The following is a 20,658-nucleotide window of genomic DNA, read 5'->3' as shown; positions in this document are numbered from 1 at the left end:
TGAAGCTTGCGCATTCCCCTGTGGGAGCCGGGCTTGCCCGCGATGCAGACACCTCGGTGTATCAGGCCAACCCAGTCGCTGCCATCGCAGGCAAGCCAGCTCCCACATTTGAACCGAGCTCCACAGACACGCGCGGTCGGTTCCAAGGCCGCCGCGCTTTGGTTTTTGACCTGAGACGCCCCGTCGACCATGCTGGCCGCAGTGAGGGCATGCCAAGCCAACCGATACGTACGCCATCAAGGCCGCGCCCCCGAAGAAACCGGCACCGCCCTGATCACCGCCCTGGGCCCCTGCTGCTGCGCCCCCGGAATCGCCTTCTCCACCGCAGGCAACTGCGGCGCCTGCACATCCGGCATTGCCCAACTGTGCTCGGGCTGCAACCCACCTTGCGCTCGGCGCATGAACTCATAGCGGTTCAGCGTAATACTGCGCCCCGCCTCACTGTCGCGAATAATGTAAGGCCGCAAAAACACCATCAGGTTGGTCTTGGTCACACTGCGCTTCTCATTACGAAACAACGCCCCCAAACCGGGAATATCCGACAACCACGGCACCGCATCATTGCTCTGGCTATAGCCATCCTGCAGCAACCCACCCATGACCATGATCTGCCCGTCATCCAACAAAATGCTGGTATCGATCGCGCGCTTGTTGGTCACCGTGCCCGCCTCCACCGAGGCCCGCGAGTCCACGCTGCTGACCTCCTGGTAGATATCCAGCTTCACCGTGCCCCCCTCGGAAATCTGCGGCCGCACATTCAGTTTCAAGCCCACCTCTTCACGTTGCACGGTCTGGAACGGGTTGTTGCTGGTGCCCCCGCCGCCGGTCACATAGCTGCCGGTGACAAACGGGATGGTCTGCCCAACAAAAATGCTCGCCGCCTCGTTGTCCAGGGTCAGCAGGTTCGGTGTGGACAGCACATTGGTGCCGCCCTTGCTCTTCAGGGCGCGGGCCAGCACTTTGAGGTCGAGCACCTTGCCGATCCCCGGGATATCTACCGTGCCGTTGACCAGGCCGATATTCAGGCCCTTGGGCAGCACATCGACGCTGGTGGGGCTGGTGGGCGTGCCGTTGATGCCACTGCCACCCAGGTTGACGCCACCGAACGCGCCCTTGCCCGCCAGGTTGCCGGCCTGCCATTGCACGCCGAACTCGGTGGCGTCGTCTTCGCCGACTTCCACGATCAGGCTTTCGATTACCACCTGGGCGCGGCGCTGGTCGAGCATGTCGATCACTTCGCGCAGGTTGCGGTACAGCGGGTCGGGGGCGGAGATCAGCAAGGTGTTGGTAGTAGCATCCGCCTGGATGGTCACGCCGCCGGCGCTGAATGCGGTGTTCTGGTCGCTGGCGGTATTGCCGGTGCTTGGAGTGGTACCGCTGGTTTGCCCGTAGCCCGACTGCACGCCACTGCCGGTGGGGGTGCCGCTGCTGTTTTGCGCGGTGCTCGTGCCCTGGCTGTTCTTGCTGTTGCCGCCCATGGCACTGAGCTTGCCGCGCGCATCGTCGCTCACGCCCGTATCGCTCTCGCCGGTCAGCAGCCCGCGTAGCGACTGGGCCAACTTACCGGCCTGGGCGTTGCGCAGGTACACCACGTGCATGTTGCTCGGGTTGCTCTGGGCGTTGTCGAGCTTGTAGATCAGGTTGCGCGCCAACTCCGTACGCTCGGGGCTGCCGGAGCGGATGATGATCGAATTGGAGCGTGGGTCGCCGACCACATTGATCTTCTGGGTCTGGTCGGCACCCTGGGTTTCCAGCAGTTCACCGACCATGGCGGCGATGTCCACGGCGATGCCGTTCTGCACCTTCACCACGTCGGTGTCGATGGCGCTGGGGGTGTCGATGCCGTTGATGATCTGCGCCACGCGCGCGAGGTTCTCCGCGTAGTCGGTGATCACGATGCTGTTGTTGCCGGGGTAGGCGTTGATCGGGTTGTTCGGCGACACAATGGGGCGCAGCACCGGGATCAGGTTCACCGCGTTTTCATATTGCAGGCGAAAGGTGCGGGTCTGCATGCCGCTGCTGCCAGCACTGTACATCGGGCCGCCGAGCAACTTGGCATCGGCCTCCGGCACCACCTGGGCGACGCCGCCCACATCCACCACGCTGAAGCCCTGCATGCGCAGTGCCGCCAGCAGCATGTCGTAGGCCTGGTGCGCAGGCACCTGGCCTTCGCTGACCAGGGTGAGGTTGCCCTTTACCCGTGGGTCCACCAGGAACTGCTGGCCGGTGGCGCGGGACAGTGCGCGCACCACCGCCTGGATATCCGCATCGACAAAATTCAGCTGCACCGGCTGGTCGCCCAGCGGGTTACGCGCCTTGACGGCCGCCGGGGCGTGGCCACGGGCGCTGTTGGTCAGCGGATGCTGTACGGCGGGCTTGGGCATCGGTTCGCGCTGTCGATCCAGCACGGTATCGCCGCTGCGGCGGGTGTCGGCCAGAGGCTGGCCGAGTTCACTGTCTACCAGCAACGGCTTGGCGGCCTCCTGGCTGCTGCACGCACTGAGGGCCAGCAACAGCAGCGGCGCAACGGTGCGAAAAGGGGGGACTGACCACTTCATGAAGCTTCCTTAGCGCCAAGCGCCTGATCCATGCGAACGGTCCCGGACACAGTGCCGGCCGAGTTATCGACGCTATCCGGGGCACGCTGCAAACGCGCCTCGGACACTTCCAAAGAGAACGAACGCGGATTGCCCAGCAACCAGCCCACCACGGCGTCGGCCGGGGCGTTGTCGAAGGTCAGGCGCCAACCACCGGGTTCCAGCGCCTGCAACTGGTAATGCCCCTGCAACCCGGCGCTTTCCAGCGCCTGGCGCAACGCCGCTTCGTCAGCCTGCCGAGGCGCGGCGACGTCCTGCAACAGCACCTGCAAGGCGGCGGCCTGGGCCCGTAATTTGGGCGTTTCGGCCTGCCAGTAATCGATCTTTTTCAACGCCGGCTGCACCAGCAGCAGCCAGGTCAATAGACTCACCAGTACCAGCCCTGCGCCGATCAACAGACGCTTTTCGCGCAGGGCCAGGCCGCCCCAGAACAACTGGAACTGGCTGCGTAGACGGCGAACTTTATTCATCGCCGGCCTCCGGTTTTTCCGCCGCCTGCGCCGGGCCGATGCTCCAGCCACGCTCATCGCGTTCAGCGGCAAAGCCGGCCTGGGCCAGCACCGCCTGCCAGTCGCCCACGGCCGCCGGGTTGCGACTGTCGGCGAGCAACGCCACGTGCAGGCGGCCCTGTGCATAGTCCAGGCTGTCGACACTGCCCACCATAAACGCCAGGTTGCTGCCCGCCAGTTGCAACAGACTGCTAAAGCGCTGGCCCGGATCGGCCGCCGCACCGCTCTGGCGCGCGGCCAATTGTTGGCGGGCCTGCTGCAACGGGTTGAGCACCACCGGCAATTCAGGAAACGCCTGGCGCACCTGTTGGCTCATCAACGTCTTGAGCCGTTGGCCTTCGTCGACCTGGCGGGCGGCGTACAGGTTGAGGCCGACGGCCCAGATCGTCGCCGCCAATGCGACGCAGCCCAGCGCCCTGCCCCAGCCGCCGCTGGATGCCTGGCCAAGGCGCACCTGCAACCCCCAGGCAGGCACCGGCCCGCGCCAACGCTGGGCCGCATCCACCAGCGGCACATCCAGTGCCTGCAGCCCCAAGGGGTGCACCGCGCCTTGCTGCAGGCTGTCGCGCGTTAACAGATAACCATCGTGCAACGCCGCAGCGCCCACCGGTAAAGCATGGGGCGCCGGGTACAGGCCACGCAGCTTGAGCTGCGCCTGCGCCAACACCTGGCCGAGCCGCTCCAGCGCGGCCTTGGGCACCCAGCCCACCTGCACGCGCCCATCGCTTTCGCGCGGGCCGTGGGCGACCTGCATCTGCTCCACTGCGCCGAGGATCAGCGCCTGCGCGGCACAGGCCACGGCGGCGGCGGTTTTGGCGGCGGGTAAAGGCGGTAGTTCCAGGCTGGTCAACAGGCTGTCGCGGGGATGCAGAAAGCAGTCTGCCGCCTGACGGTGCTTGCCCAATTGCAGCAGGCTGGCGCGGCCCTCATCAGTGACCACGCCCCTCTCCAGCCAGGCAAACGTCACCTGGCTGTCCGGGCTCAGCTCATCGAGCGGCGGCAAGCCAATGCGCAGGCGTTTCATACCCCCACCCGCGACCAGATCACCCGTGGCGCACGGTCTTCGGGGCGGTGCAGCAGCGCCTCCAGCGTCACCCGGCGTTGCTCGCGCCGCGCCTGGCCCTGCAAGCGAAACCACTCGCTGGTAATCCCCACTTGCACGGCATCCACGTTGACCTGAGGCAGGTGCAGGCGGTTGACGAAATCCCCGCGATTGATAAACCAGTGCCCACCATCGCGCTCGGCCACCAGCCCATGGGCCTGCGCCAGGCTGAGCTGCGGCACCACCGCACTGAGCACCTCGGCACTGGCGGTGTTGCCGTTGACCCAGGTAATGCCGGGCAACACGCTGATATACGCCTGCATGCGCTGCAACAGCGCCGGGTCGAGGCCCTCAAGGCCGCTTAAATCGTCGAGGCTGCGCAGCATCGGGTATTTGGCCGGCAGGTCGGTGCGGTCATAAGAGGCGATCACGCGCTGGCTGATGCGTTGGCTCAGTGCCGGGGCAACGCCTATCAACCGGCACAGGCGCTCGAAGCTCTGCAATTGCTCGGTGTCCAGCTGCTGGCGGTTAACCAGGTTGCGCAGGTTGAACTTGCCCTGCTCGTCCTCGATCCGGCCTTCGAAGGCGCCGCCCTGGGCACGCGCCCACGGCTGGTCGAGGCGCGTCAGCACGTCTTTCTGGCGCGCGTCCCAGAGCAGCTGCCGGCTGCGTTCCAGGCCACCCTGCAACAGCCACTGACCCTGGATGCGCAATTGCTCGGCTTCAAGGCTGCGGGTGAACACGGTCTGTCGAGTGAGCATCGCGCCGGCGAGTACCGCCACCACTGCGGCGATCAGCAAGGCGCTGATAATTGCCATGCCGCGCTGCTTCGCCGCCGTGGGCGAATACCGTTTCATGGCGCGCCTTACAACTGCCAGGAGCCGATATCGGCATTCACGCCGTCGCCATCGGGTTGGCCGTCGGCGCCGAGGGAGAACACATCGACCTCACCGTTGGCGCCCGGGTTGAGGTAGTGATACGGGTTGCCCCACGGGTCATTGGGCAGGCGGTCGAGATAGGCGCGCCAGTTGCTGTTCTTGGCATCCGCCGGGCGTTCCACCAGCACTTTGAGGCCCTGGTTCATGTTCGGGTAAGTGCCGTGGTCAAGGCGATAGAGCTTCAGCGCCTGCATCAAGCCACCAATGTCCTGCTTGGCCGCCGTAGCCCGCGCCTGGTCCGGCCGATCGAGGACCTTGGGCACCACCATCGCGGCCAGGATCCCGAGGATGACCACCACCACCATGATCTCGATCAGGGTGAAGCCACGCTGGCCGCGAGGCCCTGGCAATGGGGTTGTTAGGCGCGCGATATCCATCTCGACATTCCTTGGCGTGGGTGCATTTCGTGGCGCAGTGTTGCAAGAACATATGTCAGTCGTATTGAAAATCCTCGGGAGTTTCGGTCGCCAATCGGTCAACTGCCGGCGCTAGTCTGCGGGCCTGTTTCCCCGCGTTGAGAACGCCATGTACAGCCGTCGCAAGGAGCAAGGCTTTACCCTGATCGAGGTGCTGGTGGCGCTGGCGATCATCGCCGTGGCCATGGCCGCCGCCGTGCGTGTGGCCGGGTTGATGACTCAGAGCAACGGGCTGTTGCGCGACAAATCCATGGCTTTGCTGGCCGCGCAAAGCCGCCTGGCGGAGCTGCGCCTGCAAGGGCACTTGCGCAGTGGCAAGCAGACCTTCGAGTGCGACCAGGGCCGCTTGAAGCTGCGCTGCGAGCAAACCATCAATGCTGATGGCCGCCTGTTTCAGGTCAATCTGCAGGTACGTGATGACAGCCGTGATGCCAGCCGCGACGCGCCGCCCCTGGCACGCCTCGACACCCAGGTCATGGCCGAGTGAGCAGCGGCAAGGTCGGCCCCGGCGGCAACTTGTCGAGGTTGACGCGCAGCTTCTCGCCGCCACGCTCGATCTCTACGCCGTCGCCTTCAATGGCTGTCAGCCGCACACCCGGGCCGAGGCGCTCGCCCAATAGAAAGCTGCGTGGCGGGCCATCGTTGAGGCTGAGGATCGCCACCGCGCCACGCGCACCGGCCAGCACACCGCTGACCTTGACCTGCAACGCCGTCGGTACAGTGGAAAACCATTGCAACGCCGGGTTATCACTGCGCGCCGCCAGGGCCTGGGGGGTGATGGCTGGCGTGTGCGACTCGGCAGACGTGAGCAGCAGCGGTGTCCACATCACAATGCCGGCCACTGCCACCAGCAAAGCCAATGCCTGCACACCGTGGGCAGGTGAAAAACGCTGGGCGAATGCCATGGGCAGGACCTCCTGTTTGTCCGTCGCACCAGCCTACAGACCAATTCGCACGTTTTTATTTCAGCGGCGTTTATTTCGTCCCGAGGCCCATCGATGAAACAGCAAGGCTTCACCCTGATTGAGTTGATGGTGGTGCTGGTGATCATCGGCATCGCCAGTGCCGCTATCAGCCTGACCATCAAGCCCGACCCGCTGCACCTGCTGCGCAAGGACGCCGAGCGCCTGAGCCAGTTGCTGCAAATCGCCCAGGCCGAAGCCCGCGCCGATGGCCGCCCGATTACCTGGCGCGCAGATGCCAAGGGTTTTCGCTTCAACCGCCGCAGTGACGACGGCAGCGCCACCGAGGCGTTCCAGGCCGACGCCCAACTGCGCCCGCGCCTATGGGAAAGCACACCAATGCAGATCACTATCGAACCCCGGCAAACCCTGGTGCTCGACGCCGAATGGATCAGCCCGCCGCTGCGGGTGGTGCTGTCCGACGGCCAACACAGCCTTAGCCTGCAACGGGATGCGGCCGGCTTGATGCGCGTGGTGACCCAACCATGAATCGATCCCAGCAAGGCTTTACCCTGATCGAAGTGATGGTGGCGATCATGCTGATGGCATTGGTCAGCGTCATCGCCTGGCGCGGCCTCGACAGCGTCACCCGCGCCGATCAGCACCTGCAGGCGAGCACCGAACAGACCGAAGTGTTGCTGCGCGCACTGAACCAGATGCAGCGCGATATCAGCTTGCGCGCCAGCGTCGAACTGAACGCACAAGACGATAACGCCAAGCCGCAGGGATTAGCCGCGGTGACGGTGCGCAGTTCCGACAGCAAGGGCTTCCGGCTGGATGTGATCCGCAGCGCAGCGGTCGCGGGGGATGGCCTGCAACGGGTGCGCTGGTGGGTAAAGGGCGACAACCTGTACCGCGCTGCAGCACCGGCGCGGGACCGATTCCCGCTGCCGGCGGCGAAGGACGGGGTGATCGTGTTGGCCGGGGTCAGCGATTTGCAGGTGCGGGTGTGGGAGGCGGATAAGGGCTGGCGACAGTTGAGTGGCAACCGCCGCGAGGACCCCTTGGGGCTGGAAATCAGCCTGGTAAGGGAGACGCCGCAGGGAGTGGAGCGCTATCGCCAGGTGGTGGGGCCGTTGAGGTAAGTGGGCGGATTGGCTCATGAGGGTTGACGGCTTCCCCCCACACGTGCGGGCTGCTCACAGGCCCCCACCTGTGGCACCAGTTGGATGTCGACGCGCCGGTTGGCGGTACGCCCCGCCTCAGTCTCGTTGCTGGCAATCGGCTGATTGGCGGCGAAACCCTGTACCGCAAAGCAGCTGTCGGCGATGTCACCCATGCGTTGCATCCAGTCGCGCACGGCGGACGCTCGGGCGTGGGACAGGGCCAGGTTTTGCTCCACTGCCCCGGTTACATCGGTATGCCCGGCGATCACGATCAGCCAGCCGGGCTGGGCCTTGATGCCGGTCAGGGCATTGATCAGCACTTTGGTGGAGTCCGGTTTCAAGGTTGCGCTGCCTGCATCGAACAGCGACAAGCTGTCCAAACGTATCGGCGCGAGCGGTGGGTGGTCTATGGTCGAAAGCCATGTTTGCCATCCAAACACAACCGCTAATGCAACGATCAAAACGCCGGCTGACAGCCACGCAGCCAGGCTCCACCCACGCAGTTCCACGTCGGGCGGCGGCAGAATGACCACGGGGGTTGGCGTCATCATCCTGATGGGCGCAAGCATCCTCTCGGCCGCTGCGGGCTGCGGCTCCTGGCGCTGGACCCAGTTGCCAAGCTGATTTCGCAGAGCCTCAAGTGCCAGCAGCGGCGCGGGTAAATGAGGCAGCAGACGCGCGTGTAAACGGTTCAACTCGACCTCCAACTGAACCAGCGCAGGCCCACGATGTGTTGCCATCACTAAGCTACGCAGCAGCAATTGCAGCTGGTCGAACAACCATCCCAACAGGTCCAGCCGCGCAGTTTCCATCAGAGGCCACAGCCGAGCCCATTCGCTGCTCAGCGCTTCCAGCAACACCACGCCTTGTGTAATGCCCTCCACCCCGTGGCGTTGGCCACGTGCCAGGGTGTAAAAGCACGCGGAATACAGTTCTGCACCATTTTGCTCGAAAAGCTCCAGGCACAACTGCTCGACCTTAGCCCATTCCACATCCGGGCAGGCCGGGTGATTCAGCTTGCCCAATTCCTCGCGCAACACGGTAAATTCTCTGAAGCCGCGCGGATCGCCGCCGACTCGAATACGCATCTCAAACAACGCTGTCATCAGGCTTCCTCGGTTCAAGGCTTCGACAGGTACTGCTGTCGTTTCAAATGGCGCACCAACACCTTGCCGTCGGGCGTCAAGGTGCTGCCGAAGGTCACCTGGTGCCCATCCTTCAGCTGCAGGTCCAAGGCATATTCCAAATGGCCCGGCAGGGTCTGGGGCAGCAGTTCGATGGCGACCGTCGCCAGGCGTGGTTCGTACTTGAGCACGGTGGTGGTCATGGTGCCGATCAAGTCATGGGCCGTGGCTGGCAGCCCTTGCATAATCCGCCCCATGTCCGGCAGCCCGTAATCCGGCAGATGGCTGAGTGCACCGGCGCGGCTGTTGAGGATGCGTTGCAGGTTGTCCAGCACAGACAGGGTGTGTTGGTCTGCTTCGCTGACTTGATGCAGGTCCAGTTCACCGTCGAAATTCTGTAGCAGCCTTTCGTAGAGCGAGGCGGTGTCTTCGGTCATGGCTCAATCCTTGGCGAGGGCCCGCAGGGTCAGGCGGTTGCCCCCCACCTCGATGAGCCGCGCCCGGTCGGGGTCGAGGTCATCGCGCGTCAGCGTCAGGCGCCAGGTGTGCAATTGGGTGTCGGGGCTGCGGAACAAGGCCACCACGGTGACTAACTGCGCGTCCTTGTCCAGCGGTACATTCAACTGCGCGCCCTCTTCGGGTCTCACCACCACCGCGCGTTTGTCCAGCAACGCGCTGGCCAACAGGTGGTCGTCATCCGCCAGCAAGGCGTCGTAGCTCGCCTGCTCTAGCGCCTTGCTGTCGCGCAGTTGGTAGACCCGCAACAGGGTGGCCACGGATAAGTCGTTCATGTTTTGGGTATCGGTGTTCAGCGCGGTGCGCGCGCTGAAGTCCAGGTGCAGGGTTTTCACCTGTTTGTAGAAGATTGCCTTGGCGGTGGATGTGGTGCCATCCGCGACGGTCTGGACCAACCCGCAACCGCTAAGCGCGGCGAGCATCACGAGACTAATAAAGGTACGCAACATGCTGTGTCTCTCTGTTGAGGGAATTAATCGACAGGCCTTGGTAGCGGCCCAGGTTGATCGTGAGGGTGTCGTGCTGCGTCGCCTCGCCCAAACCCAGCACGCCGGTCATGCCGAGCCGAATGGAAGCCTCTCCCAGCACCGGCACCGGCAAGCTGCGCACCGGCAGTGACAACTGCAGTTTTGCCGTGCAGCGCCACCCCAGGTAGACCCGCAGCAGCACGAGCAAATCGCGGTGCAACTGGCCGCCCGGTAACCAGCCGCTGGCTTCTTGTGGATCTGTGGTCAGCAGCGTCAGGCGTAGCTGACTGTTGGCGTCGTGCCCGACACGGCCCAGCGGTGTGCCTTGGGACAAGCTCACCGGGTATCGCGTGCACAGGCTCGCTGGCTGCGTCAGCGCGATCTTCTGCGGCCAATGCGCAGTCACCAGCGCCTGGGTATTGGGCGCCAATAAGGTCACCAGCGCGGTGATGCCTTCTGCATTACGCGTGGGCAAGCGCATCACACTGAGCAAGGCCAGAAAACGCGAGACCGGCGTGGCGATGTGTCGCGCAGTGCCGGGAATGCCCAGGCCGATCAGGCCCAACAGGCATTGCGAGGTGGCATCGGTGCCGCCTGCTTCGAACGTCGCTGGGTAGGAGTATTTGCGCCAGATCCGGTAGAACTGGGTGAAGATCCGATGGTTGAAAATATCCAGGAAGGCTTCCAGCGCTTCATGGCCTTCGCGACGTTGCGCGATGTCATCCAGAAATACCGTGGGCATCGGCGAGTCGACGCCGTACAAGCCGAGCAAACGGGTGCGTACCGTCGCCGGGCGTTCCGGGTGACGTTCATCGGTTTCAATCGCCTTCAACTCACCTGCTGGAAAGCCCATGCCCGGATCGGGCCGGAAGCGCACCGCGTCATCGGCGGGGTGCGCGGTGCTGCCCAAGGGCGGGTGATCCGGCGAGGCCTGTTCCAGCAACTGGCAAAAACGGTACAGGTTGGCCTCGGCCACCTGCCCCTTTAACGCCTCCAGCAAACCGCCGGTTTTCAGCCGGGAATACGCTGACTGTGGTTCTCGTTCCATCGCAGGCACTTTCCAGTAGGTTGCAGGATCAGCGTGAGCTGGGTGTACAGATGAATATCGGCATACAGGGCGAAAAAGCGGTTGAGCATCTCGCCGAACAGGCTGATGTCGCCCTCCCCCGAAAAGCCATTGGCATCCAGGGTGATTTCGATATCGACGCCACGCAGCAGAAAGCCTTTCTCGAACCGCTGCACCAGGTGATGACGTACCTCGGCAATCGCGGCCAGGCGCCGGCGATTGAGTTCACTGCCGGTCCAGTCGTACAGCGCCAGGGTGCCGCGCAGGACCTCGGCGTTGTCGAGCATGGGTAGGAAGTTGGAGCCGAGGTGGCTGAGTACGCGCCAGTGGAAACGGTCGCGGTTGGGGGGGTAGCAGGGTTGGGTTGGTGCACACAGGTTGCGCACGCGTAGGCTGGCTTGGGTGGAGCTCGCTACTGTGTCGAGCAAGGTGCTTTGCAGGGCTTTACGCGGGAGCTGACCGTTGGTGCCGGTCAGGCGTAGCGACAGGCTGTCGCTGCCCTGCAGCAAATCCTTGTCAAAACCGTCGCCGCCGAGGATCAGCCAGGTGTCATGCAAGCCGTTGGCCGAGCGTTTCAAACGGGTATGGAAATACCGCTCGGGGGCATCGTCGCGCAGCATCCCGCCCTTGTGGCGAAAGCTGCTGAACGGCACGTAGTCGTGACGCACAGCGTTGTTTGCCGAGGTGACCTGGTCGACGGAGTAGATCTCGGTATGACCGTCCTGCAAGCGCATCGGCCGCAGCAGGTAGTCGGTTTCCAAGGGCGCAAGGGTCATCGGGTCGGCCTCCAGCGGGAACAGGTTGATCACCGGCACCGCGTGCAGCCGAATATGTTCGCTGCTCACACTGAACTCATGGGGCCAGGCCTCTCGCAGCACCACGTCCAGCTCGAACCAGGGTATAGCGGCGGTGAGGTTCAGTTGCTCCAGACCACACAGGGTCACGAACATGAACTTCTCGCGAAAGGTGAAGTACTCAAGCAACAACTGATAACCGCTGAAGGCGCTGTCGCCCTTGGGCCACAGGCGATCCTCATCGGCAAACCCCTTGGCCGCGAAATGGCCCTCCAATACCTGGCGCTCCTGCTTGCCCGCCAAACGCACATACAGCGCCTGAGTGTTCAGCGTCAGTGCCTGATGCAGGGCGCTGGCCAGCGGCGCGTCTGCATTGAGGTACAGCGGCAGGCGGCTGAGGTCGATCTCACTCCAATCCGTCAACGCGCCGCAGGTAAACCGCAAGCGCAGCAGCGAGCGACCATCCGGCTCATGGGCCAGACGCACTGATTCCAGGGCCAGCGGCTGTAATGTCAGGTCCTGGGTGGTGGTGTAGCAACAACGCGTGCGTTGCGGGCCGATGGGTTGGGACAGCACCTCAAACCCCTTGCCGACCGTTTCGCTGCGTTTCATGTGCGCCAGCTCGGGCACCAATTCAACGACTGACAGCGACGGAATGGTGCGCAAATAATGCGGCCACAACAGGCTGACCAACCCTTCGGTCAGCTCCGGCAAGTCGTCGTCGAGTTTTTCCCGCAGGCGGCCCATCAGGAACGCGAAGCCCTCGAACAGACGCTCCACATAGGGGTCTTGCGCACCCGGTTTGTCCAGGTTGAGCTGGGCCGCGCGGTCCGGGAATGCTTCGGCGAACTCCTTGCCGGCCTCGCGCAGGTAGCGCATTTCGGCGTCGAAGTAACGCAGAGTCAGATTGTCCGTGTTCACAGATAAATTCCTGATGAAAGAGGGTCAGCCGCAAAGCACTGCGGCGCGTACCGGATCGATGGCCACCAGTGATGCGAGCAGTGCTTCTTTACGCTGCGTCAGGGTGGGTTTGTCGGCATCGGTACGTTGCGCTTTCAGGCGCAACAACTTGAGCAGACGAGCCTTGACCTCGAAACTCAGCTCGGGCTCCCACTCAGCCAAGGCCTGGCGTTGTGCGGTGGCATCCAGTTCCCCCAGCAGGTGAATGGCCAGGTCGCCCTTGCCGTATTGCTCGGCCACCCGCGCCATCAGCAGGCGCAGCAGCCAGCGTTGGCGCCCGGTGTGGATGCCTGGGCGTGCAGCCAGCCAGGCCAGTGCCTGATCCACGCCGTCGCTGTCGGCCTGGGCCACGGCCTCGTCCTCCAGGGACAAGATGTCGGTATCGCCAGCGACGGGCGCCACCGAGGTAACGGGTAGCCATTGCTGGGGCTGGTTGCCGCTGACGTGCTGGGTGATCCAGTCACGGGTGATTTCGTCGGCGAAGGGGGTGCCGTCGCTCCAGTGCAACAGTTCCAGGCCCGGCAAGCGTTCCAGGAACATGCCTAGGTCACGCTTGGCGATTTCAGCCCAGCGATCCTGCGGTGCGGGTTGCTTGCTCAGCGCCTGATACTGGTACCACTGCAAATCCAGCCAGAAATGGTTGACCCCCTCGGCATAGATACGCTCAACCTGCTCGATCAACTCCGTCCAGCTCTGTTGCAGGTACAGGCGCTTGAGTTGTGCGCGGTAGTCACTTCTTGGCGGGGTCAGGCGGGTGTTACCGTTCGCCTCTTCAGGCGGGGTCTGATGCACCGTGTCCCAGCGCAGGCTCTTCATCAGCCGGTGAGCTGCCAGCCAGCCGAGAGGTTGGTCGCGCAGGTAGGCGGCCAAGGCGCGGCTGCTGTCCAACAGGTCGCGTCCGGATTTGATCGGCGCGGCAGGTGCTGCAGTCGAATCCTGGCTGATAGTGTTCTGGGGGACCAACGCGTCCATGCCGCCGGACTGCGCCAGCCGCGCCGCCAAGGCGGCATACAGCGGCGCCAGGTCCGGCCGTTGCTCCTGCGGCCACAGGTTCAGCCCGCGCTCCAGCCAGGCGAGTGCCGCGGCGGTGCGTTCAGCCTCGGCCTTGACCACCTCGGGGTACAACGACAGCGTGTCCAGCACCTTGCCACTGGCCAACCATTCCAAGGCCATCTTGCGACTCTTAGGGCGAATGGGCAGCACCGCATCGGCAAAGCGTTCTACCAACGCCGCCAACAGGCTGAGGCCATCGGCCAGGCCGACTTCGCCATCCTTCTGCAGGCGTGCCCACAGGTAGTAGGTGGCAACGCGCAGATCCTTGCAACGCTCGGTCAACAGCTTCTGCGCCAGTTGGGCCACGTGCTCTGCATCGGCGCCCGAGAGTTTGTTGACCTCTTCGCGCATGCGCTGGAAATCATCGTCGTAACCGGGGTCTTCGCCGACGGCTGATTCGGCACTGATGGGCAGCAACCAGGGTTGCCATTGCAAGGCCTGTTCACGGGCGACAGACAACGCATCGCGTTCTCCCAGGCAACGGGCGATCAAGGCGCGCAGGCTCATTGGAACCCCCCGTTATCAGCGACGTACTCGCTGAGAAATATCTGCTGGGGCAGCTTGAAACCCCTTAGTTTAAGGAGCGCCAATGGCCCCGCATCCAGCTCGGTGCGCAAATGCCACACCAGGCTCAAACCGTCGGGTGCCTTGAGCACCATGCGGTAGCGGCTGTCACCATCATCCAACGGCGTGACCTGAGCTTTTTCCAACAGACGGATCAGGCCCCAGGTGCCGGGGTAGTCGCCGAACAACCGTTCGCCGGTGTGCACGCTGGTCCAACTCAGGCTCGCGCCGGCATAGTCGCTACGCCCCGGCCAGTTGAAACGCTGCCAGCTTTCCTTCTGGTTGAAATAGTGGTGTTTATCGCCGTTAAGGATGAAGGTGGTTTGCACCACATCACGCACGGCCTTGCCTTGCAGTTCAAAGCTCAGCCCCATGCCGCCATCGGTGTAGAGCACATCGGCCAAGTCGCTGAGTTGGTTGATGGCCGTCAGAAAGTGCGGGGTGAAACGCAGCCCCTGGCTGTGGCGCGGGTCGGCCACCCAACGGTTACCCTCCTTGCGCAACACACCGCTCAATTGCCGCTGTAAAAACTGCTCGATACGCCCGGAGTCCGCGCGGATCATCTGCCCCAGCATCGGCAGCGACGTGTCGCTGGCGGTGGCCGCAAAGGGGTAACGGCTGGCAAAGGCATCATTCCAATGGTTGACGATCGAGCGTTGCCACTGGCTGTTGATCCCCGCCGCCGAGGGTTGCAGCACCCGTTGCCAGGCGTGCTCCAGCGGTTGCACGAACAACGTTTGCGCCGCCCCGCTCCACTCCGCGCCCAAGCTCGCGGCCATCAGGCTGCCGTAGGATTGAGTGTCGGTCAGGTCGATGCTGCGGCCTTGGAACACGGTTTGCGCCAAGGCCTGGGTCATTTCAAGTGGGTCCGGCGCGTTGTTGACTTGCTGCAACTTCAGGCGTACGCGGGTTACCCGGGTTAAAAAGGCTTGGAGACTCAGGTTATCGGCGCCGGTCTTGCCTTCGGGGCCTTTGCCGAGCAACGCCAATAGCGGGCCGAAGGTGGCGTCCAGTGGGCCGCTTGGGATCTGGGCCATCTGGTCGATCACTGGGGCATTATCCTGCCCGATCAGCTTTTGTGCGGACTTCACCAGCGAGTCGGCCAGGGCTTGGGTTCGAGTACCGGCCTGGCCTTGATAGGCCACGGTGTTCATCAACGCGATCAGTGGCGATTGGCGTACATCGCTCATCAACGTCAACTGGTCGATGACTTCGTCAAGGCTACCTGCCTGTTGCCAGCGCAGGCTGTTGAGGAAGCTCAGCCAGGCACTGGCGTAGTCCTGGAAGTAGCGTTCGGTGAGGCGTTCGCGGAGTTCATCTGGCGTCAGCTCGGTGGCGATGTCGGCCTGGTTGTCGCTGAGTACCCAGTCGATTTCCTCGCGGCGAGCCGAAGCGATATCATCAATGGCTTGGCGTATCTGGCCTTCCCAGGCCTGGCGGGTGAACACGCCGGGCACGCTGGCATCGGTGTAGAACAGGGCCTGGGCATCGGTGTCACTCAGCATGCTTTGCAGGTATAGCTCAGGGTATTGATGCGCGGCGGTGTCGAGGATCTGCTGGTACAGCGTGGTTTCGGCGTTGCGTTGGCCCAGTTGACTGAGCAGCACTCGCCGGGCCTGGGCGACCAGTGCAGGATCGGGCGTGATGGCCCAGGCTGGGTGCGCCGCCAGGTGTTCGCTGTAGAACTGCCATAGATTGGGCGCCAAGCTCTGCCACAGCCCCGGCGACACACCGTCGCGCAATGGTTCAGCGTTACCCAACGCTTTGCTCAGGAAGCTGTCATCGGCTTTCTCCGGACGCGCCATCATCAGATAAGCCTTCAATTGCTCGTAGGCACTTTGGGCGCGCTCAGCCCGCTGTTCGCTGCCGGGAGGCAAGCTGATCAATGCGTTGAGCTGGCGTTGTAATTGGGCCGCGGCGGGGTCACGGATCAAGCGGTTGTTGGCCTCGACATAGCGCGGCCAAAAAGTGTCCAAGAGGTTCTGGTTCTGATTCAAACCGAAGCGCTGGTACCACGGCGTGCCGTGTTCAGCGCGGTAATCCAGACGTGCGAGTTCACGAACCAGCTCGTTGAGCGCGCTTACTTGCTCATCATTGCTTCCCGACTGTTGCATTGCGGCCAATGAAGTTTGCACCTGGGCGATCTGCGCACGGTTACTGGCGAACGACAGCAACAATCCTAACGTCCCAACTACCGCCAACCCCAACACCAACGCATAGCCGACACGTGGAGCACTCCAGCCCAACCGCCGGTGGCTGGTGTTATCACCGAGCACGCCATGCCACACCGGGCTAACCGGCCAGTGATTTCCCATCTCGTGCTGCGCAGGCTGAACCGGCAAGCTGAACCACAGCCCTCGCAACGGCACGCCCCTGGCGAACTCACCGGCCAGCGGCGCCAGCGTGTGGCGCCAGCAGGCAATGCCCTCGTCTCGTAACCCCTGAGACAGGCGCAGCAAAAAATCATGTTCCATCACCGTGTTCATCTGCGTTATGCCCTCACGACGCAGAGGCTCGACCAAATCAGTCAGCGCCGCTTCCAATCGCGCGGGGGTGAAACGTTCGGACAACTGGCAGCCGACCGGTTGCACCTGTCGGGTGTCCTGCGACCATAGGCTGTCGCAGACCTGCCATAGGTATAACGGCAACTGCCAGTGAAGGCACCGGGCCAGGCTGCGTAACTGGGAGGCGCCCTTGCCCATCGCAGCATCGTCGGCGGCTTGGGTTGTGTTCAGGGCCCAGACGACGCCGTCCAGTGCTCGCGAGTGGCTTAGGCCGCTCCATTTTTTCGGGAAGGACTGATCCAATGTGGACTGGGCGCTACCGCCCCAGAGTAGGACGGTGCCTTGGCTTTCCAGCCACTGTTGTTTGGCCAGGGTTGGGGCGATGGCTTCGATTTCGGCGGGTTCGCCGATGACTAGCAGGAAGCGGACTTTGCGGCGCCAGAAGAGGCCGTACTGGTCGCGCAAGTACACCTTCAGCCGCTTGGTTGCTTCGGGGTCATGGACCTCGGGAGCGGACTTATCGTGAACTAAGAGCCTGCCCTTCCAGCGAGAGGCAAAAGCCATCGTTCCCAGCGCCTTATTAGCCACACCAGCGAGGCTGTCGAGGAACAGAAATATCAAGCAGGCAATCAACAGCACTGCCGACCATTGCAATCTAGCAGCCTCATTCATTGTATGGGCCAACGGGTTATCGACCCAAATCAACAGGCCGCCAACGACTAACAAACAAAGGATCACGATCCAGGCACTGAATCTCTTCATGTTTACGATTAATCCTTATCTCAAGATCATCAAGCAGGCCGGACCACGAAAACCTGCGGGGAAACGTCCTGCAACATCACCACCTGAGGTTGGTGATCAGCACTGGCCTGCTCACTGGCAAGTACCAGTGCAACGTTACCCACCGCACATCCAGGCGAGCCAAACGAGCTATCCAGTTGATGGAGCATGGCAACGTCAACGGGGTAGCCGGCAGTACTCAGGGCAATATTTGCTTCACCAGACATATCCTTTGGGATTTGAGTGAGCCAGATGAAATGCTCTTTGCTTCCCGGCGTGAGTCCCCCAAAAAAGAAGGCGTCCTGCAACGCAAAGACGGGATCGGCCATTCGTACGGGGCGGTGTATCCAGGCGACCGGTTCGAATTTCTGTGCAATGCATTCCTCATAGGAGGCCAACAACACTGCGCAGACAGACTCGGCGTGTTCTGCAACGGGCTCCAGGAATAAATTGATTTCTAACGACAGCCAGAGATGTCGGTTGGGATCATCCAACCACGTATCGAGCCACATCAAGCCGTCGTCCTGTGTTGCAAAAAACACTTGATGATCAATACCCACTTTGTTCCAAGCCGAGCGCCATAACGACAAGACATTGTCATCACTCAACACCTGGTTATGTCGGATACGAATGCAGAGCTGCTTGTTGTGAGCGAAGCGATGCAAATCCGGGCCTAACTCGATCACCACTTGCTGCATATAAAGCTGCAGACGCTGCGCGTACTCTTGCGGCGTATGAAGCCGTACGTGCGGTTCAAGCTGGTTCAAACGCATCGTCTGCGCCATGGACTCCAAATAAACCGGTTGCAATGGATTGCCACCACGCCGAAGCGCCTCGGCGATTCGATTGTTGCCAGCACCCGAGCGATAAGCCGTTGTCAACAACGCAACAGCGCGGCGCCCCTGAATAATCAACACCTGTGCATGTTCTTCACGGCTCTCATTCCAGCTGCGTGCGTAATCCCTTCGCTTTTCATAGGTCAACAAGCGCAAGGCATAAGCCAGCAGTCCAGGTATTAACGGGAACACCACCACGCAGCACCAGAACCACATAGACATAGGCCAATGTCCCTGTGGCCACAGCAATACGACTGTGCCGCCTACCACTAACGCACACAGTAGAACCATCAACCACCAACGCCCGTGCTGAAGCGGCTGTGGTAGCGGAAGTTGCTCCGGCAAGGCCTTTAGGTCGACAGGCACGTTACCGCCTCCCGGCGTTAGGCAGTGAACTGATCAACGTACATCCGCAGTCACAGCGATGACCGTGAAGGGCGATCGGCCGGCCATTGCAGCGACTGCCAATATCCCCTTCGCTGATCTGATTACGGCCATGCCCAGGTAGTGGACATATAACCTCATCTCCCACACACGCCACTTCACGTCCCATGAACTTCAATTCACGGGCACCGGTCAGCACGTCGCCGCCCGACGACAGTTTGTCGCCGACACAAATAACGCCCCGCATAAAACCTCCTGAACTAAAACCTATGGCCCAGACTTAAGCTGCCAACTTGGGAAGAAATGAGATATCGACGTAATACTTTTCAGGGTTATCTTTTTCTACAAGCACCGTCACGGTGTCCTGCTCTATATAAGGGGTCGGATCGAACCAGATATTTTCACTTTCAAATGTATGCAACTGGCGAGTCATAGGATTCAGCCATTGGCACACCACAACAAAAGGGCTTTGCCCATTCATAGAAATGTTAGTTTTGACCTCCACCGATTGAATTTTCGCCTCTATAGCAACACCGTTGCGCTGCAAATACGCCCTTTTGCGACCTTTCAATACGCCTATCAAAAAGATAAGCCCACCGATAGACAGAAAAACCGCGCCCATTATGGCCATCACCAAGGTGGCACCCCAGAGCGCAAAAAAACTCTTGAGCTTTGCGCCCGCCGGATCAGAAGACGAGTACAGCACCTCGACTTTTTCCCCTACGGCATACGAAGATCTACTGCTACCCACGGACGACCGAAACTTGACTGGCTGCCCGTTTATTCCGATAAAACTTACGATGGGATAGTAACTGACCGAATCGCTGCTTCTGCTTTGCTCTAGGCCGGTAACAGTTCCTTGTGCGGAAATAGCGTCGAGCAAAAAATCGCTGGTGTTTTTATAAGCCAAAAACCCGCCTACCAGCAAAATGATACCGACTGCTGAAAACACGTATTTAAAAAAAGATAAAACCTTCACCTCAACCCCCTTGAGAGCTTTTCAAATCCATTATTCAATCAAATTAAATTATTTAATTGGCTTCGTGCTATTTACTACGCAGCGGGCGGTTTTTGAACTTAAAAAAAGAAAAGTAGTTTCATCCATATATCCATGGGGCTCAGCAGCCTTTCTTTGTACGTTGATTCCACCCCCCCAACTCGGATCAGCAGACGCTTGGCCACGAACCACCTTTACATCACGACCAAATTCATCTTTGAACACAGGCTTATCTGGCCCTTGAGGATCGACCATTGGTGAATATTTATAATATTCTGGATCATACCAATCCTTGACCCATTCCTCACCATTATCTGACATTGAGTAGAGACCTAAAGGATTAGCTGGAAACATGTCCACAGGCAACGGTGTTAAATACCTAGTATTCCACCCCATTTTTTTTGCAAAGTCCAACCTGTCCATTGAACTAGAAATATTAATTCCTCGAGGGCCATCATCCTCACTATTAGGGACATTCGTAGCTTTATAGGTTCCATCATTCGTAGCCACCATCAAAAATTGCCCACGGCTACGCGCCGCATATTCCCACTGAGCCTCGGTCGGCAAGTAAAATGGCAAGTCCGTTATTTCTGCCAGCCAGGAGCAGTATGCTTCAGCCTCATACCAGTCCATATGCGCCGGCAAGTCGGGCGCGCTGCTAATTACTTTAAATCGATCTCCCGCTACGTCCGTCCGAAGCGCCAACCCATTACGACTCAAATAAAACTGATACGCCTGATTGGTTATCTTAAAGCGATCAATGGAATAACTACTTAGTTTAATATTATGCAAGGGTTTGCTGTCCCTTTCTAAATCATAGGGCAGTTTCTCAGGACCATACTCCACGCCGTAGTCACCCATCAAGAACTCGCCCCCCTCGACAAAAACCAGATTTGCTTTAACTCGCTTAATAAATTCTCCGGCGCGCTTTGAAGACTTATCCCGTTCACAGACTTTCACCGATTCAGGGCGCTGATCACACCCCATCAGTATCAAGATGAAAAACACACTCAACATCAACTTTATTGCACTCATGATTACTC

20 protein-coding genes are annotated in these 20,658 nt (G+C 61.1%); 3 read left to right on the top strand and 17 right to left on the bottom strand.

Features of this window, described 5'->3' with window-relative positions; all coding sequences use genetic code 11:
- Positions 1 to 236: 236 nt before the first annotated feature.
- The 5 genes from gspD to gspG are packed head-to-tail and all read right to left on the bottom strand — an operon-like array spanning position 237 to position 5,463.
- Entirely contained in the window at positions 237 to 2,558 is a 2,322-nt protein-coding gene (gene gspD / locus CXQ82_RS11420) for a type II secretion system secretin GspD (RefSeq protein WP_101268911.1), read from the bottom strand.
- The gene (gene gspM, locus CXQ82_RS11415) at positions 2,555 to 3,067 is read right to left on the bottom strand and encodes a type II secretion system protein GspM (RefSeq protein WP_101268909.1); all 513 of its coding nucleotides are present in this window, start codon (positions 3,065 to 3,067) and stop codon (positions 2,555 to 2,557) included. Before gspM ends, gspD begins: the two co-directional genes overlap by 4 nt.
- The gene (gene gspL / locus CXQ82_RS11410; RefSeq protein WP_101268907.1) at positions 3,060 to 4,130 is read right to left on the bottom strand and encodes a type II secretion system protein GspL; all 1,071 of its coding nucleotides are present in this window, start codon (positions 4,128 to 4,130) and stop codon (positions 3,060 to 3,062) included. The genes gspM and gspL overlap by 8 nt, the downstream gene beginning before the upstream one ends.
- Positions 4,127 to 5,005, bottom strand: a complete 879-nt coding sequence (gspK, locus tag CXQ82_RS11405) for a type II secretion system minor pseudopilin GspK (protein WP_157832151.1) — start codon at positions 5,003 to 5,005, stop codon at positions 4,127 to 4,129. The genes gspL and gspK overlap by 4 nt, the downstream gene beginning before the upstream one ends.
- Before the next feature lie 8 nt (positions 5,006 to 5,013).
- Positions 5,014 to 5,463, bottom strand: a complete 450-nt coding sequence (gene gspG, locus CXQ82_RS11400; RefSeq protein WP_101268905.1) for a type II secretion system major pseudopilin GspG — start codon at positions 5,461 to 5,463, stop codon at positions 5,014 to 5,016.
- 148 nt (positions 5,464 to 5,611) lie between these two features.
- On the opposite strand from gspG, the gene gspI reads away from it, so the two are divergent.
- Positions 5,612 to 5,989, top strand: a complete 378-nt coding sequence (gene gspI, locus CXQ82_RS11395; RefSeq protein ID WP_101268903.1) for a type II secretion system minor pseudopilin GspI — start codon at positions 5,612 to 5,614, stop codon at positions 5,987 to 5,989.
- On the opposite strand, the gene CXQ82_RS11390 is transcribed toward gspI, so the two are convergent.
- A complete protein-coding gene (locus CXQ82_RS11390; protein ID WP_101268901.1) occupies positions 5,976 to 6,407 on the bottom strand; it encodes a type II secretion system protein N in 432 nt (143 codons plus the stop codon). The two genes, gspI and CXQ82_RS11390, sit on opposite strands and share 14 nt — an antisense overlap.
- A 93-nt stretch (positions 6,408 to 6,500) precedes the next feature.
- Between CXQ82_RS11390 and gspH the strand changes: the two genes are divergently transcribed.
- Both gspH and CXQ82_RS11380 read left to right on the top strand, forming a co-directional pair.
- Positions 6,501 to 6,953: a type II secretion system minor pseudopilin GspH gene (gene gspH, locus CXQ82_RS11385; protein WP_101268899.1), complete on the top strand. Its 453-nt coding sequence runs from the start codon at positions 6,501 to 6,503 to the stop codon at positions 6,951 to 6,953.
- A complete protein-coding gene (locus tag CXQ82_RS11380; RefSeq protein WP_101268896.1) occupies positions 6,950 to 7,549 on the top strand; it encodes a type II secretion system protein GspJ in 600 nt (199 codons plus the stop codon). Before gspH ends, CXQ82_RS11380 begins: the two co-directional genes overlap by 4 nt.
- A 14-nt stretch (positions 7,550 to 7,563) precedes the next feature.
- Here CXQ82_RS11380 and CXQ82_RS11375 read toward each other — a convergent pair whose 3' ends face one another.
- From CXQ82_RS11375 to CXQ82_RS11325, 11 genes are all read right to left on the bottom strand, one after another.
- The gene (locus tag CXQ82_RS11375) at positions 7,564 to 8,676 is read right to left on the bottom strand and encodes an OmpA family protein (RefSeq protein WP_101268894.1); all 1,113 of its coding nucleotides are present in this window, start codon (positions 8,674 to 8,676) and stop codon (positions 7,564 to 7,566) included.
- 14 nt (positions 8,677 to 8,690) lie between these two features.
- The gene (tssE, locus tag CXQ82_RS11370) at positions 8,691 to 9,131 is read right to left on the bottom strand and encodes a type VI secretion system baseplate subunit TssE (protein WP_101268891.1); all 441 of its coding nucleotides are present in this window, start codon (positions 9,129 to 9,131) and stop codon (positions 8,691 to 8,693) included.
- Positions 9,132 to 9,134: 3 nt separating this feature from the next.
- Complete coding sequence (tssJ, locus tag CXQ82_RS11365; RefSeq protein ID WP_101268889.1) at positions 9,135 to 9,659, bottom strand: type VI secretion system lipoprotein TssJ; 525 nt, start codon at positions 9,657 to 9,659, stop codon at positions 9,135 to 9,137.
- Positions 9,640 to 10,725 carry a type VI secretion system baseplate subunit TssG gene (gene tssG / locus CXQ82_RS11360; protein ID WP_101268887.1) on the bottom strand — a complete coding sequence of 362 codons (1,086 nt, stop codon included), beginning with the start codon at positions 10,723 to 10,725 and terminating at the stop codon, positions 9,640 to 9,642. The genes tssJ and tssG overlap by 20 nt, the downstream gene beginning before the upstream one ends.
- The gene (gene tssF, locus CXQ82_RS11355) at positions 10,689 to 12,458 is read right to left on the bottom strand and encodes a type VI secretion system baseplate subunit TssF (protein ID WP_101268885.1); all 1,770 of its coding nucleotides are present in this window, start codon (positions 12,456 to 12,458) and stop codon (positions 10,689 to 10,691) included. Before tssF ends, tssG begins: the two co-directional genes overlap by 37 nt.
- A gap of 24 nt (positions 12,459 to 12,482) precedes the next feature.
- Positions 12,483 to 14,057, bottom strand: coding sequence for a type VI secretion system protein TssA (gene tssA / locus CXQ82_RS11350; RefSeq protein WP_101268883.1), 1,575 nt, complete (start codon positions 14,055 to 14,057; stop codon positions 12,483 to 12,485).
- Positions 14,054 to 17,380, bottom strand: coding sequence for an ImcF-related family protein (locus tag CXQ82_RS11345; RefSeq protein ID WP_177409897.1), 3,327 nt, complete (start codon positions 17,378 to 17,380; stop codon positions 14,054 to 14,056). The genes tssA and CXQ82_RS11345 overlap by 4 nt, the downstream gene beginning before the upstream one ends.
- Before the next feature lie 29 nt (positions 17,381 to 17,409).
- The gene (locus CXQ82_RS11340; RefSeq protein WP_101268881.1) at positions 17,410 to 18,456 is read right to left on the bottom strand and encodes a hypothetical protein; all 1,047 of its coding nucleotides are present in this window, start codon (positions 18,454 to 18,456) and stop codon (positions 17,410 to 17,412) included.
- A gap of 145 nt (positions 18,457 to 18,601) precedes the next feature.
- Positions 18,602 to 18,865: a PAAR domain-containing protein gene (locus tag CXQ82_RS11335; RefSeq protein ID WP_101268879.1), complete on the bottom strand. Its 264-nt coding sequence runs from the start codon at positions 18,863 to 18,865 to the stop codon at positions 18,602 to 18,604.
- 33 nt (positions 18,866 to 18,898) lie between these two features.
- Positions 18,899 to 19,597: a DUF3592 domain-containing protein gene (locus CXQ82_RS11330; RefSeq protein WP_101268877.1), complete on the bottom strand. Its 699-nt coding sequence runs from the start codon at positions 19,595 to 19,597 to the stop codon at positions 18,899 to 18,901.
- A gap of 48 nt (positions 19,598 to 19,645) precedes the next feature.
- The gene (locus CXQ82_RS11325; protein WP_101268875.1) at positions 19,646 to 20,650 is read right to left on the bottom strand and encodes an SUMF1/EgtB/PvdO family nonheme iron enzyme; all 1,005 of its coding nucleotides are present in this window, start codon (positions 20,648 to 20,650) and stop codon (positions 19,646 to 19,648) included.
- Positions 20,651 to 20,658 lie beyond the last annotated feature (8 nt).

Source organism: Pseudomonas sp. S09G 359, from assembly GCF_002843605.1.
Lineage (GTDB): Bacteria > Pseudomonadota > Gammaproteobacteria > Pseudomonadales > Pseudomonadaceae > Aquipseudomonas.
This window is presented reverse-complemented; position numbering and strand designations above follow the sequence as displayed.